At 39.5% G+C, this 15607-nt stretch carries 9 protein-coding genes; 3 read left to right on the forward strand and 6 right to left on the reverse strand.

Annotation, left to right across the window (positions count from 1 at the left end):
* Positions 1–614: 614 nt before the first annotated feature.
* The 4 genes from IPM34_10640 to IPM34_10655 all read right to left on the reverse strand — a co-directional run bounded on the left by IPM34_10640 (position 615) and on the right by IPM34_10655 (position 8355).
* Positions 615–3551 carry a CHAT domain-containing protein gene (locus IPM34_10640; GenBank protein MBK8955999.1) on the reverse strand — a complete coding sequence of 979 codons (2937 nt, stop codon included), beginning with the start codon at positions 3549–3551 and terminating at the stop codon, positions 615–617.
* Positions 3552–3630: 79 nt separating this feature from the next.
* Positions 3631–4884, reverse strand: coding sequence for a S8 family peptidase (locus IPM34_10645; protein ID MBK8956000.1), 1254 nt, complete (start codon positions 4882–4884; stop codon positions 3631–3633).
* A gap of 525 nt (positions 4885–5409) precedes the next feature.
* Positions 5410–7869, reverse strand: a complete 2460-nt coding sequence (locus tag IPM34_10650; GenBank protein ID MBK8956001.1) for a TonB-dependent receptor — start codon at positions 7867–7869, stop codon at positions 5410–5412.
* A gap of 108 nt (positions 7870–7977) precedes the next feature.
* Positions 7978–8355 (reverse strand): ribosome-binding factor A, encoded by a 378-nt coding sequence (locus IPM34_10655; GenBank protein ID MBK8956002.1) that lies wholly within the window; start codon positions 8353–8355, stop codon positions 7978–7980.
* 121 nt (positions 8356–8476) lie between these two features.
* Here IPM34_10655 and recG point away from each other — a divergent pair, with 121 nt between their 5' ends.
* From recG to IPM34_10670, 3 genes are all read left to right on the forward strand, one after another.
* Positions 8477–10579: an ATP-dependent DNA helicase RecG gene (gene recG, locus IPM34_10660; protein ID MBK8956003.1), complete on the forward strand. Its 2103-nt coding sequence runs from the start codon at positions 8477–8479 to the stop codon at positions 10577–10579.
* Positions 10580–10724: 145 nt separating this feature from the next.
* The gene (locus tag IPM34_10665) at positions 10725–11201 is read left to right on the forward strand and encodes an ankyrin repeat domain-containing protein (protein MBK8956004.1); all 477 of its coding nucleotides are present in this window, start codon (positions 10725–10727) and stop codon (positions 11199–11201) included.
* A 70-nt stretch (positions 11202–11271) separates the two neighbouring features.
* Positions 11272–12222, forward strand: a complete 951-nt coding sequence (locus IPM34_10670; protein ID MBK8956005.1) for a 3-phosphoglycerate dehydrogenase — start codon at positions 11272–11274, stop codon at positions 12220–12222.
* Positions 12223–12316: 94 nt separating this feature from the next.
* Here IPM34_10670 and IPM34_10675 read toward each other — a convergent pair whose 3' ends face one another.
* Positions 12317–14245 carry a glycosyltransferase family 39 protein gene (locus tag IPM34_10675; protein MBK8956006.1) on the reverse strand — a complete coding sequence of 643 codons (1929 nt, stop codon included), beginning with the start codon at positions 14243–14245 and terminating at the stop codon, positions 12317–12319.
* Between the two features lie 47 nt (positions 14246–14292).
* Positions 14293–15546, reverse strand: coding sequence for an MFS transporter (locus IPM34_10680; GenBank protein ID MBK8956007.1), 1254 nt, complete (start codon positions 15544–15546; stop codon positions 14293–14295).
* Between the last annotated feature and the right edge of the window lie 61 nt (positions 15547–15607).

A 15607-nucleotide genomic window follows, 5' to 3' on the forward strand; every position in this document is an offset into this window, starting at 1 on the left:
CGACTTTTTGACTTTTTGACTTTTTGTCTTTTTGACGTTTCGAAGTTTCGAACTTTCGAAGTTTCGACACTTCGGGATTTTGACTTTTTGATAAAAACCTAAATAAAAGATCTGCGTAAATCTGCGTAATTAGCGGGAAATAAATGGAAGAGGTTTTTCGACTTTTCGACATTTCGACATTTCGATATTTCGACACTTCGGGATTTTGACTTTTTGACTTTTTGTCCCGATAAAATAAAGCTAATTATTTCATTTCCTATAAATCATGCCATTTTATCGGGATTTTGACGTTTCGAAGTTTCGAAGTTTCGAAGTTTCGACACTTCGGGATTTTGACTTTTTGACTTTTTAATGATAAATTAAATATAAAGATCTGCGTAAATCTGCGGGAAAAATGGAAGAGATTTTTCGAAGCTTGGACGTTTCGACATTTTGACTTTTTGTCTTTTTGACTTTTTGTCTTTTTGATAAAAACCTAAATGAAAGATCTGCGTAAATCTGCGTAATTAGCGGGAAATAAATGGAAGAGGTTTTTCGTCCCGATAAAATAAAGCTACCTATTTCTTTTCTAAAATGTTATTCTATTTTATCGGGATTTCGACCTCAGATATACCTTAAAGTTTCCGGTTCTGGAATTTGTATTTAGAAATCCAGATACCCAGCATCAATATTAGAATCGATACCAGCACCATCAGGAGATAGTTGGGTCCGTCGTTCGCCGGAGAGTACGCTTGGGTATTTCCAATCAGAATGAGGCCAGCCCATTCATCCGGATAAACGGCTTTTCCGGCATTTAAATATTCCCTTTTACTTTCTGCCAATGCGACATCTTTGGGTTTGCCTTCATTAAAAAATTTCTTGTAAAATCCGGGAATGATCTTAGAAGCCCCTTGCGTTTGGATTTTCCAAAGTGTTGTAATCAGTGCCTTTACGCCGGCGTAAGTGAAACCGCGGGCAAGAGATAAATTACCTTCACCTTCATGCAATGTACCAAGGGCTGTTTCACAAGCTGTTAATGAAATCAATTCCTGATGCATCGGAATATGATAAAGTTCTTTCAAAAACAGAAACTGATTAGAATCTGGTGTGTCAGATTTTTGATCAAATGAAATAAAGCTTTCATTAGGATCTGAGGCCTCAAATCCATGAGCAGAAATATGAAGAAAACGAAATTGCTCCTTTGCATTTAGAAAATCCTGCTTTGTCGAGGATTTTAACATAGTGGAAGCGGGAACGGCGCGGTATATTTCATTGATTTCCTCCTTTTGATATTTCATGTGAGACAAATATTCCGATGTCTTTTGGAATTCGGGTGCTATCAACGCAAAGCTTTTAGAAAATCTATTTAAATTAGTAGGCGCATTCATCAATTCCAACATGCTTGCAGAAAAAGAATAACTGATATCAAAGTGTTGGATCAGAAAATTTTGAGCTTTTACGTGATCAATAACTTTTTCGCTAACTGAGTCACGGGTAATTATTAATGCGTCAAATGATAAATTACTTAATACTCCATCCGGAATAATTACCAATCGCTTATTTAGTTGAATTTTATTTCTTATCTTCCCAATCAATAAAGAATATAGTTCTTTTGATTCAGAACAAAATTCTTTTTCATATTCTTCTGAGATCAAACCCAATTCATTGACAGGATTTATATTTTTTCTGAAGCCTGATACTTTTGAGTACAGATGACTTTTTAAAATCTGCACGGTATCAAGAAAAAATGCATCCTTCTGAATGGCAAATATGATTAATGCTGAATCATGAATAAAATATTTAATCATGGATTGGTCTGAATCCAAAAGTTTGATCATATCGCGTGCCGGATCTTCAGTAACGCCTTGATATTTTAAAGCATAATATGCATGAGCTTCGCTCTTTAATCTTTCAATAAATCTTCGTTGCTTACCCTGTATAATTTCCCCCTTTAGGATATTTTCGTTGTCTTCCAATTGTATTTGATTCAATTCCAACTCCAGTCGGTATAAATCGTCTGGCAATAATTGCTTTGAATTTTGCAATCTAGCTGCCTCCAGGAGTAAAAAGGCTTTCGCATGTTCGGCAAAATGAAACGCCTGTTTTTTGAAAAATTCATTCCCGGTTTTGAAAAACAATTTGGTCATATCCCATACGGCATCTGGTATCCAAATTCTGGATTTAGCGGCCAAAGCCAGTTTAGCTTGATCACTTATGTATCCTGCTCTTATTAAATTCATTAATCGAGCCAAGCTGTCGTAAGCCATTTGAGAATAATGGCCATGACTCCTGCTAGAATCTGCCAATAATAAATGTGCTCTCCCTAAACTACCCAAGAGATACAATCCTAAATCGTATGAATCTCCAAATGATTCCAAATTAGGTATTTGGCCTATTTCCAAATTCTGCCCTGTAACCAGTGACGCAGCATATTTGTAATTTTCCAATCCTTCTGACTTGGCACCCGCTTGAATTAAATTAGATCCAAGATTGATATATAGTGCTATAGCATCTTCATTCTTTTTATTTTTTCGAAAAATTTGGTTTAGATATATTCCTTGTTTTAATGTAGTAATAGCCTTATCGTATTGACGCAAATAAAAAAGTGTTGCACCCTTATTTCTGACGGCAGTAATCATGGATGCCGTATCCTGAATCTTATTAAAATCTCTCCAAGCCAAATCATAAAAGTCGAGTGAATTTCTATACGCCTGCAATGAACTGTTTTTCGAAGAAACGCAATTCGCTGAATCCAACCAGAGGTTGCCCATGATCATCTTTATTCTTGCTAAACTTTTTATCGAATCCACTCCGGAATTGTGGCTTTTTGTGATGTCCAATCCCAGCGAGCCTATTTCAAGTCCTTTATGGTACTCCCGGCTCGCCTGATAAGTCAAACAACCATTTGCAATTAAATCTTGTACCACCCAACTTGTTTTTTTCCAATTTTCACTCGATAAACAATCGTGACTGCGAATACAATTGAATACTGTATTCAAAGCTTTTTCAAACTGAAAAATAGATTGTCGATAGTCACCAATAATTCTAAAACACTCGCTCGCTTTGGATCGATTGTATATTTGTGGAAACACCTCAAATCGATTATCATTAATATTAACTGAATCAAAATACTTCAGGGCTTGGTAATAATTCCCGTCATACATATAGGCTGTACCCATATTGCTCCACGATCTTAATACATCAACATGAAGAGTGTCTCCATAATACAATTTCCGGAGTTTAAGCGAAACCCGATGAAATTTTAAAGCCCAAGTCAAATTACCTGAGAGATAGTTATTGCCTTTTGAATGAAATCTGTTGGCAAGCATTAAATATACTGAATCTAAGGTTTCAATACAATCCATCGAAGAAATGGTATCCAAAATGGTCACTAAAACAGTATCTGAAATTTCATTCAGTTTTAAGTTATACTCTTTTAATTTTTTTTGACACGAATCATCTGAGATCTCTTTATAATTAAAATTGGGGTCTGTGCATTGACTGAAGACAAAGACATGCAGGCCCAAATACCAACTCCAACAATTTGTAGACAAGATGCGACGAGTATTCATGGAATTCGAATCACAATAATATTAACCCAATAAATTAATAAATCCGTAATTATTGATCCAATCTTAATTCCTTCATGAATCACAAAGGAGCCGGAGGAAAATTTACCTCATTTCGGCAAAGATCTCTCGCCAGCAATCTATAATCCAAGACCTGGTATTGAATATTGTTTATTTCTGAAGAAGTTGCAGGTTGAGAATAATTTAACAACAACGTCTTAATTTCTGATGATGGCATATCAGGATAGAAGGAACGTGTCATGGCCACTATATTAGTCACCAATGGAGCCGCAAATGAAGTCCCGGATTGTTTGACATACCCTGTTCTTGTCGAATTATGCTGCAAGTACTTCGGATATGCCATAACTACATCTTCTCCAGGCACTGATACGGTAATCAAATTGTCTTGAATATAAGCTCTATTCGAGAAGCGAGCCATATCTGTTTGTGCCCCATTGATAGCTCCAACAGTAATAAAATTGTCTTGTGTTGCAGCAACACTGGCAGGATAAAACTTGATGAATTCGCATAAATGAATGCTACCATTTCCCGCACCGGCAACAATGACAATGTTTTTATTTTTTGCATACTGGCTGAATTGAACAAATGCATCATTAAAATTTTTATCTCTGTCAACAGATTGTATATCCTGTGGGTCTACGATATTTTCAAAACCCCAACTGATATTTATAACATCAGGATTTTGGTTTGCTGCATAATATAAACCACACAAGGCATCAAATAAATTTCCTTCTTTCGTACTATTAGCTGTAACTCTCACATTATTTAATTTACAAGAAAATTTGTATGCAGACGCTGATGAGCTTAGACCTATTGCAACAGAATTTACAGACGAACCATGCCCATGTTCGTCGTTGGGAGGACCTGCAAGTGCACCATCAAGGTAAAAAATTCCTCTTGGGTAATCATTTGGAACACACGTAAGCCCCATGTCATTGAATGGAAGCCAACCGTTGCGCATCAACTCGTTTTGTGAGACTGATGTCTCCAGGTCCACTCCGCTATCGACAATTGCAATTTTTGAAATGTGAGCTCCGGAACACTCCTCTTGATCTGGAAACGGAAATGAATCCATGTTTACCAAGTGCTTAGGTTCATCAAATTCAAATAAGACATTCAATAGAAGGCCATCCCCTATTCCTCTGCCACTCGCTCCAGCACCAGTTGTGGCAGCCACTTCAATACCATGAATTGGTGGATATTCATACAACTCAAAACCAGGTCCACATGGACATTTTTTAATCAGTTTAAAGCAATTCTTTACCAGTTTGTCGCGAATTTCATTTGCATTATTTGCTTCAGGATTGAGAATCAATTGATTACACTTGTATTTCAACTCAAAGAGACTATCTCTATAGTTAAATTTGTCTGAGATGTGCCTCGTTCCTATTGTTAAAGTACTTATACCATTGCATGGCGGGTTATTATTATTAAATAATTTTATAAAACAAGGTTGAATATTGAAGATTATACCCAAGCTGCTTAACAATATCAAGAGGGAACTGATAATTAAAAATTTGGATCTTTTTGAAGTAGCCATAACAATAATATTAAAGGTTAGTTTTGTTTTATCTGTGTAAATCTAACCTAAAAATTAAGGGAAGCCAAGAAAATTATTTTAGAAAGGCAGAGATACTGGATGCAAATTGAAAAGAGCAAACCGGATAGAGCAAATTACAGCATACAAAAGGCACGAAACCAAACGAGGAGATCAATTCACTTTAAATACTTTTTATATTGTTGATAGTCAATATATTATAAACCAGTTATAGTGGTTTATCCACTCTAAAATCATTCGATTGATTCCTTAGGATTCCGGGTTTAATAAGTGTGGCTTGGTCTAATTGCCACTCCCCACCCTTCCGGCCTCAGACTCCAATCCTGTTGTTCTCCTGCGGGATTTCACATTTTCATTTCCAAAACGGTAACTCAGATTCACAGTAAGTCTTCTGGAATCCCAGTTGCCTTTACCAGTGGAATACAGACCATCAAAATTGGATTCTCCCGACCAGCCTGACTGGTAGAAGATATCGTTACCGCTGATTTTAAAACTCATCCTTTCATTAAAGAATTTTTTCTGAAATCCGATATCGAGACTCCAGCTGGTCTCATATAAAAATACACCACCCCAGATACCGGGTCCGGAAAAATAATTTGATATTTCTGCCTTCCACCCCCAGGGCAATTTAAAACTATGCTGCTGGTAGAGGTTGTAGGTATATGCTTTTAAATCGACGACGGCTCCATCTCCATAGTCTGCAAGATTGTGAATGTGGGAGGCTCCAAAATTAAAGTAGGCTTCCCAGATTTTACTGAATTCAAATGGCAAACTTGCACTGAAATTATAGGTTTTTCTTTCGGCAAGATTGTCCCATTTGATGAAACTGGCGCGCGGATCACTATCGTCCGGACCAATCAATCGCGTAATCTGATCTGCCGTATGGCTGTAACCCAATTTAAAATTGTACTTGTACATCAAGGTATATGAAAGTTCGATGTTATTTACAATTTCGGGATCGAGAAATGGATTGCCTTTCTCAAAGGAAAGCTGACTCAACTGATTGACAAACGGATTCAATACCTGATAATCGGGGCGGTTGATCCTTCTTCCATAACTCAATTGAAAACTTTGGTCGGGTTTGTAATTCCAGGTGATCCCGGCATTTGGAAAGAAACTCAGGTAACTCAGATCCACAGGTGGCTCCTGAAGTTCGGGCAGGTAAGCCTGCAAATCACCCCGGATGTCAGATTGCTCTGCCCGCAAACCGATTGCATATTTCCACTTTTTGTCGAATGAACCCGTCAGTGTCAAATAAGTAGCATATACCTTTTCATCGTAGTCGAAGATATTAGATCTCCTTTCGTTGATGGGGCCTGTTCTGCCAAGCGTTTCGTAAACATGAAAAACATTATGCGAATTCACATCGCTATATTTAAATCCAGTTCCCAGTCTTGTTCCCCAAAAGTCCTGTTCGTAATCCATCTTAAACGTCCAGATATCAATTTCAGAAGGTGTGAAGAAACTGTTTTCAGAAAAGGACATTCGATTCGTTTTTGTTGCATCGTAATATTCGTTGAGCTGGTCTCTCAAATTTTTGTTGTCGAAAAAACCATAGTCGAGATCGATGTTGAGACTTCTTTTTTGTCCCGATTCAAATTTATAATTGATGTTGTAGGTCTGATTGTTTCTGGGAGCACTTACATTGGTATTGGCAGCCAGGATACTATCTACAACATTGGGTTGCGAAGCTTTCGAAATGTAAATTTCATTGTAACCGGGGTGTTCTCCTTTGGAGAGATTTCCACTGGCAAGGATACCCAGCGTATGATTCTTGGAAAGAAAGTAATCCGTTCCTACCCGGTAATTTATTGAATTGCGGTCCACTTTGGAATCCAGGGTTTCGATGAGAAATAAGTCGTTCTGAAAACTTTCAAAAGCAATATAATTATATCCTTTCCAGGACGTCAGACTGGTGTTTCCAAATACATTCCATTTCTGATCTCTGTAATTCGCATTTCCCGATAAAGTTACTTTCGGATAACGTCCCTGAATATAAGTCAGGCCGGCAGTTCCGTTGGTTCCAAAATTCTTATCTCTTTTCAATCGGATATCGATAATCCCCGCATTGCCCTGAGCTTCGTATTTTGCACCGGGGTTGCTGATGATCTCAATGCGATCGATTTGCTCAGCTTGTAAACTCTGCAAATAATTAGATAATTCCTGTCCGCCCAGAGGTATGCGTTTCCCATCGACATAAATCAATACTCCCGATCTGCCCAGTAAACTGACATTGTCGTTATTATCTACATTAACACCGGGTGCTTTTCTCAATAGACTCATGCCATCGTTTCCAATACTGTTGATCGTTCCTTCCACATTAAAAACAGTCCTGTCCGGTTTGACTTCCAATATTGTGCGCTTAGCACTTACGACGGCTTCCTTTAATTGCGTAGACTTAGGGGCCATCAGTAGTTTTCCAAGGTTCAGTTCCTGCTTTTCACCAACTTCGATACCATTTTTAGTAAAGTCTTCATATCCAACATAGCTGCCACGTATATAATAATGACCAGATGCCAATTCTCCAAAATGAAAATTACCGCTTTCATCCGAAAGCTCTGCCTTTACCATGACGCTATCGGATGTTTGAAATAAAAACAAATTGGCGTAAGCTATTGAGGCACCCTGGTCATCAGACAACTGTCCTTTTATAAAGGACTTCTGGCAGAGTCCAATTTGCGAGGAGCTCATTCCTAAAAGAATACAAATAATGGAGCAAAAATTACGGCTTAGAATAGTCATTTGATTTGATATTTTGCGTTCAGAGGCCAAGGTATTATCTTTTCTACGAAAGTTATCGTACTTCCTCGACTTTAACTGAAATTTAAGAAATGGAGGTTGCGGAGAGTCCTACCCTTCTTCCGGTGTTGACCCGGATTTTCCTTCGTATTTTTTAAAAAGGGCCTCCACTTTATAGACTTCGTCCATGGTTTCATCCAGGTAAAACCTGAGTTCTGGCATGACACGGACCTGCTTTTTAATTTTTTGGTGAAGCGATGTCTTAAGCCTGGCGATATGCTCTTCCATAGCTTCGATCACCTGATCTTTCGGCTGGATATTAAAAATGCTTAAATAGATTTTGGCAAGTGCCAGATCCGGGCTCATCATCACATGGGTCACGGTAACCAAGGCCTGTGCACCATAAATATAACGGCCTTCGGCAGTCAATACCATACTGAACTGCCTGCGGATCAATTCGCCAACCTGCTTTTGCCTGATGCTTTCCATATCCCAGCTATTGCCAACAAAGCTAAGTTGAAATCGTTTAAATCGTCTCAAAACTTAATAAGCCGGGACGAAATGGATGGTAAATGCAATTTGCTTTTTTATTTTGCAGCTTTAGGCGAATATAGTGGCATTAAAACTCGACAGTCCGATTGAATACATCAAAGGCGTTGGTCCGCAACGGGGAAAACTTTTGCGCGATCTGCTGGCCATTGATGTAGTCGAAAAACTACTCCAGTATTTTCCTTACCGGTATGTGGATAAAACCCGGTTTACGCCCATTGGAGAAGCTATTCAGGATGGTCAATTTTATCAATTCCGGGGCAAGCTTACTGAACTCCATGAAAAGAAATTCGGAAAAACGAAACGGCTGACCGGATCTCTAACCGATGTCACCGGATCTTTAGAATTGCTTTGGTTTCAACACTACGACTGGATCCTGGATAAACTCGCCATCGGTCAGGAATACACCATTTTTGGAAAACTGAAATGGTCGGGATATGAATGGACGATGGCTCATCCGGAAATAAATTTTTCAAGCGATCAACACCAACAAGCTTTGCGATGGGACCCGGTTTATTCCAGTACCGAGAAACTGGCACAAAAGGGATTTGACAGCAGAGGATTTAAAAAAATCATTCACCAGGCTTTACAACAAATTGATGCGAGCCTCATTCCGGAAACACTTCCCAATTACATTCTCGAAAAATTCAAACTTCCCGGCCGGGCCGAATGTTTGTTGAATATCCATTTTCCAAAAGACGAACACTTGTTAGCAAAAGTGCGTCAGCGATTGAAATTCGAAGAGTTGTTTGCCATGCAGCTAAAGATGCAACACAACATGAATCTCCGGAAAAGAAAATCGAAGGGTTATGTTATGGCCAATGCAGATCGCGACTACCATGAATTTTTAGATAAACACCTTCCTTTTGCTTTGACCAACGCGCAAACCAGGGTCCTTGAGGAGATTCAATCGGATCTGAAATCAGGCACCCAGATGAACCGATTGTTGCAGGGAGATGTGGGCAGCGGAAAAACAATAGTGGCTTTACTGGCCATGCTGTGGGCGGCTGGAAACGGCTATCAGGCTTGTCTGATGGCACCAACAGAAGTATTGGCTAACCAACACCACCAGAGTCTGAACGAACTCCTTGCCCCCATAAAGATGCGCTGCGCTTTGCTGACATCCCAGGTAAAAGGGTCTGACCGAAAACAAATACTGAATGTCTTAAAAACCGGAGAACTACCATTTATTGTGGGTACACATGCCTTGATCGAAGAGTCCGTTCAATTCCATAAACTCGGATTGGTGATCATCGACGAGCAACACCGGTTCGGAGTCGAACAACGGGCAAAACTCTGGAGCAAATCCGGGTCACTTCCGCCACACGTGTTGGTGATGACTGCCACTCCGATTCCACGGACCCTTGCCATGAGTTTGTACGGCGACCTGGACGTTTCTGTAATCGACCAACTTCCCCCCAACCGGAAGCCTGTGAAAACCCTGCATTTTACGGAAGTCCTCAGGGGAAAACTCTATGAGTTCATGAAAAAACAAATTGCGGAAGGCCGTCAGGTATATATCGTTTATCCTTTGATTGAGGAATCCGAAAAACTAGATCTCGAAAACCTGGAAATGGGTTACGAAAAACTTCTCGAATACTTCCCTATACCCTCCTACCAGATCTCGGTAGTGCATGGCAGACTCCGTCCGAAAGACAAAGATTTGGAAATGCAGCGATTTGTCAAAGGCCGAACCCACATCATGGTTGCAACCACAGTCATAGAAGTTGGCGTCAATGTGCCCAATGCCAGCATCATGGTAATTGAAAATGCCGAAAGATTTGGATTGTCGCAACTTCATCAACTCAGAGGACGGGTGGGACGAGGCGCTGATCAGTCCTACTGTGTTTTGATGACTTCAGACAGTCTAAGCAAAGACGCCGCCGAAAGAATCCGGACCATGTGCAGCACTCAGGATGGATTTCTGATCGCTGAAGCGGATCTCAAACTTCGTGGGCCAGGCGACCTCGACGGCACCAGACAAAGCGGATTGCTGGAGCTCAAAATCGCCGATATTGTCGAGGATCAGACTTTGTTGCAAGCTGCCAGAAAACTTGCAGAAGCTATCATCCGGCGGGATCCTGATCTCGAAAACCCTCTCAATCAGGTATTGCGGAACCGTATTTTTGAAAAAAACCAAAATAATCCGGGAATCATTTCCTGATCGCTGATTCTTCCCTGTTTCTGCTCAAAAAGACATGCCCTCAATTCACAGGCTTGTTAAAATAACTAAAAATTGAGCGTATGGGGGCAGCATTTGCAAGAGTTATGGTATCTTAGCCATTGAAACCAAATAATAACTGTTCATTATGAAAAATATATTCGGAAGTTTTTTAATGTTTCTTCTCTGCTCCGGCAGTTTGATTTATGCACAGCAGGATTTAAGACTGGCTGTCGATAAATCCGATACCCGCTTCGTCAAGGAATGGATTTCTCAGGGCCATGACGTAAATTCTGTATTATACCTCAACGAGCAAAAAATGACGCTTTTAAGCTATTCTGCATCTGTTGGAAATGCTGAAATGGTACAGCTATTGTTGTCTCGGGGAGCTGATGTTCATTTTAAAATTGAATTTGAAGATGCCCTGATGTTTGCTGCTAAATCCGGCAATCTCGAAGTTCTCGAAACCTTATTGAAAGCAGGTGCCAATCCAATGAATGAAAATAAAATTGGTAAATGCGCAAGAGATATTGCTCAGGACCATAAGCAGACAGCAGCTTACAATTTATTGAAGTTAGAGACCGAAAAACGCCTGAGTGCTCTGAGAGCAAAGCGCGGAAAATAAATTCATCTAAAAAAATTTAAACTTAAAAAGGAATCCATTGCATAATGGGTTCCTTTTTTATTTTTGGGCCATGGCGTGGAAAATATTAATTACGGATGGTTTTGAAGATTCGGGGGTCAAGGCCCTGATCTCGCAAGGATTTGAGGTCGATATGATGAAACTTCCTGCAGAGCAATTGATTGAATTCCTGCCCCGATACCAGGGAATCATTGTGAGGAGTGCTACCAAAGTGCGGTCTGAGCTCATCGCAAATTGCCCCGATTTAAAATTCATTGCAAGAGCTGGAGTCGGGCTGGATAATATCGATGTCGAATTTGCTCAATCGAGGAACATTCGTGTAATCAATACCCCCGCCTCCTCATCTCGATCTGTAGCAGAAATTGCCCTTGGACATATGTTTTGCCTGACTAGAGGATTGCACCGCTCGAATAGAGAATTAAACGATGCAGAATCCTTTTCTAAGCTTAAAAAAGAATTGAGCAGTTCCATCGAGTTGCAAGGGAAAACATTATTGTTGATTGGAATTGGAAGAATTGGAAGAGAATTGGCGAAAATGGCACTTGGACTGGAAATGCGGGTCATTGCTTGCGATCCATTCATCGATAAAGCTGAAATTGAATTACATCTCCAGGGACAAGCCATCCAGATTCCCATCCCATTGGTCGCGATGGAACAGGGACTCAGTCAGGCTGATTATGTGAGTCTGCATTCCCCCTATACCGGAAAGGCATTACTGGATGCAGCCAAATTAGCACTTTTGAAAAATACGGCTTACATCGTCAACACCTCCAGAGGAGAAAATATAAACGAAGATGCATTGCTGCATGCTCTCAACGAACATAAAATTGCAGGTGCCGGATTGGATGTATATCAAAACGAACCTAACATACGTAAGGAGCTATTAAATCACCCAAAAATTTCTGTTTCACCTCATATCGGCGCTTCTACCTATGAAGCTCAGCAACGGATAGCTGAAGAAATGGTGGAGAAAATAGTTTCGTATGCAAAAGAAATAATATAGTCAGGAGGAGGATTTCGTCCCGACATTTCGACTTTTCGACTTTTCGACTTTTCGACTTTTGACCTTTAAATCTTTTCCTTTCTCACCTTTAGCCTCATTTCGTCTTCACCGACATCAACTTTTTCACGATATCGGCATCGATGGCCATGCCCCGGTTGATCGCATCTTGCGCTCTGGCTTTATCTCCAAGCCGAGTGTAAGTGATGTATAAATTAGCCCAGGTGCTGGCGCTATTGGGATTGATTTCAACAGATTTGAGTAAATACTCCAGTGATTTTAAAAGATAGCCCATTTCCGCCTCAACACTACCCAGTAATTCCAAAACCTGATCATCCTGATTATTGAGTTTGTAGGATTTTAGCAAGGCATTTTTTGCAGCAGAGTTGTTGCTGTCATCATAAAAATATTTTCTGCCCAATTCCCTTAAAGCTTTTTGGTAATTTTTGATGATCGAAGCGTCTGCTGGATTGAGATCTATATATTTTTCATAGGTCACAACCGCTTCGGGATAATTTTTATTGAGATAATAGGCATTGCCTAAAAGGAAAATGCAGTCTGAATAACGGGGGTAAACTTTTACGGCCTTATTTAAATAACCAATAGCCTGGGTCAATAAATGTTTATTCGACTCTTTGTCTGCAGAATTCCTGTAATTCTCCAATAAAGTAAATCCCAGAGAGGAGTTGAGTTTTGCTGAATTGGAAGAATGTTTAATGTCTGCAGTAAATAATGTAAGATTATCTTTCCAATCGAGGTTTCTGGTAAAGGTTCTTGCACTAAAAGCTAAAATCAAAATCAGGAATACAACCATCCCCATTTTAAACTTATCGATAACAGCATATTTGAGGAACCAGGCAAACACCAAACAAAGTCCAAGCGAAGGCATAAATGCAAATCTTTCACCCATGTAAGCTCCTGTATTGACAAATAAATTAGATGCGGGCAAAAGTGCGATGATAAAAAACATCAAACCGTAACTGATAACCGGTAAGGATTTTCTCCATTTGATAATTAAAACAATAAATAACAAGTACAACATTAGTGAAATGACAGCTGCCGGAGAAGCAATAGCATAAGTTGAAATACTCTTAGGAGCATAATCGTGCGTAAGTGGGTAGGGAAAGATATGCAGATAAATATACCTTAATAAGGTATAAAGGATCGTACCGATTCTATCTGCATCCTGCATCAATAAAATTTTCTCTCCGCGTACTGTCAGGAATGGATTTTCAAGGAAATTTCTGGAATCCACATAGAGTTGAGTTCCCAATACAGCCAATCTGCAAACTACGTATATAGTTGCAGCAGCGACCATTGGTATAATACTTTTCAGCAGACTTCTTTTATCTATTGGAGTAAAATAGAACAATGCAAGTGGAAGTAATACAAGCCATACAATAGCATGTTCTTTGGAAAACAAAGCAAACAGGAACCATAAACCCGCAAGAGTTAATTGCAGAATGCCTTTGCTTTTTTGGTATTTCAATACAGAATTTACGGAGAGCAAGGAAAACAACAATACAAAAATTTCATCCAGGCTTTTAATATTGGCCACTACTTCAGAATGCAAGGGATGCACTGCAAATAAACAAGCCGAAATCATTGCCAAGGCATTTGCATCTGCAGGATATTTATAAGCTAACAATTTCTGTATGATGTTGAACAGTAAAAAGCATAAAAGACCATAAAACAGCAGGTGAATAAGATGTGCTAAAAAAGCCTGATTACCGAAAATTTGCTTTTCGACAGCAAAGAAAGCTAACGTTAGAGGTCTGTACCGGTTCTCACTAACCGTACTCCCTTTTCCACTTCCGGTAAAATATCCTTCGAAGCTGTTGCTGCTAAAAATCTGAGGTATGCCCGAAATCCCTTTCTGTACGTACTGGTTTTCCGTATAAACAACTTTGTCATCCAATACAAATCCATGAAATAATGTATTTAAATTGGGCAATAAGGCACACAAAAGGACTACAACTACTTGCCATTTATAACTCAGCGTAAACCACGAGCGTAAGACTGTCATCCAATACTTGATTTTGATAAGCGTGCGCAAAGATAGGATATACTTGCTTAAGCATACCTTTCTGCAGGATAAGATACTTCATTTTTATACATGCCGTAATACCCAAGCGCCACGATTGCAGACATACCGCCGACTACCCACCACAAAACTTCAAAGCCGAAATGATCAGCTATAGCACTCCCGCTATAACTGCCACAAATATGTGCAATGCTGTATGACATGGTATATAAGGAAGCATACTGTCCAATGGTTGTAGGCTTGCTCCTTGCCATCATAAAACTGAGCATAAACGGCATGGAAAGAATTTCACCCAGGGTAATGATTCCGGCTGAAAGCATGGCCAGTGAAAATCCATTGATGTTTACAATATTGAATATGACATAAGACAAGCCTGTAATGAAAGTCCCTACAGCCATCAATTTAAGTTTGTTGGCAGCACCCAGTGAATAAACCGTAATCATTTCAAATGCGGCAATCAACAATCCATTGATAGCCATGATCCAACCAATAGATGATTCATCCAAATGCAATTCTGTTTTTAAATATACAGGCAAGGTTGTAAATAATTGAAAAAAACAAATTCCAAAAAATACACTTAGAAATACAAATAAAAGATAGAATTTATCTTTATACGGAGACAGATCCTTCTTTTCAACTCCAGATTTAACCCCCTTATCCATTGATTTTTTTACAGGTGGCAAAGCATATAATACAACCAGAGCAGCAGCCATATTTGTCAATCCATCGACCCAAAAAAGTAATAAATAATTATGTGCCGCGATCCAACCTCCCATCGCTGCCCCAAAGGCCCACCCTAAATTAACAGATAGTCGGACCAGTGAGCCGCTGCGCGTTAAACTCTCTTGTCCGCTGTATTCCGAAATCGCTGCCATGCTTGCCGGTCTGAATGCTTCATTGACAACAGCCATTACAAATGTTCCTGCGCAAATCCACCAATAACTTTGCAAAAACGACAATGAAATAAAAGATAAGCCTCCTAAAAAAAGCGTGATGATCATAATGCGGTAAAAACCATAACGATCAGAAAGTTTACCGCCAATAAATGAACCAACGATGGATCCTATTCCAAAACAAGCCAGCACAAATCCTGCCTTGGTGATGCTCACCCCAATTTTTTGGGTCATGTACATAGACATAAAAGGAACCACCATGGTACCAGCCCTGTTCACCAACTGCACGCAGGCGAGCAGCCAAATATTGCGGTGCAATCCGGCAAATGAATTCTTATATAAATCAATGATCCGACCCGGCATATTGCAAATAAAAAAAAACGATCGCATGATTTAAAGAAGGCTCATTGAACTTAACAACAAATTATCAAGATTAACGAAAAATTGTTTT

This window comes from Saprospiraceae bacterium (assembly GCA_016716185.1).
Classification (GTDB): domain Bacteria; phylum Bacteroidota; class Bacteroidia; order Chitinophagales; family Saprospiraceae; genus Vicinibacter.

Bases quoted from the DNA above. Each gene is read 5' to 3' on its own strand.
- IPM34_10640 (MBK8955999.1), bottom strand. From the start codon at position 3,551: ATGAATACTCGTCGCATCTTGTCTACAAATTGTTGGAGTTGGTATTTG.
- IPM34_10655 (MBK8956002.1), bottom strand. From the start codon at position 8,355: ATGGAAAGCATCAGGCAAAAGCAGGTTGGCGAATTGATCCGCAGGCAG.
- IPM34_10680 (MBK8956007.1), bottom strand. From the start codon at position 15,546: ATGCGATCGTTTTTTTTTATTTGCAATATGCCGGGTCGGATCATTGAT.
- IPM34_10665 (MBK8956004.1), top strand. From the start codon at position 10,725: ATGAAAAATATATTCGGAAGTTTTTTAATGTTTCTTCTCTGCTCCGGC.
- IPM34_10670 (MBK8956005.1), top strand. From the start codon at position 11,272: ATGGCGTGGAAAATATTAATTACGGATGGTTTTGAAGATTCGGGGGTC.
- IPM34_10675 (MBK8956006.1), bottom strand. From the start codon at position 14,245: ATGACAGTCTTACGCTCGTGGTTTACGCTGAGTTATAAATGGCAAGTA.
- IPM34_10650 (MBK8956001.1), bottom strand. From the start codon at position 7,869: ATGACTATTCTAAGCCGTAATTTTTGCTCCATTATTTGTATTCTTTTA.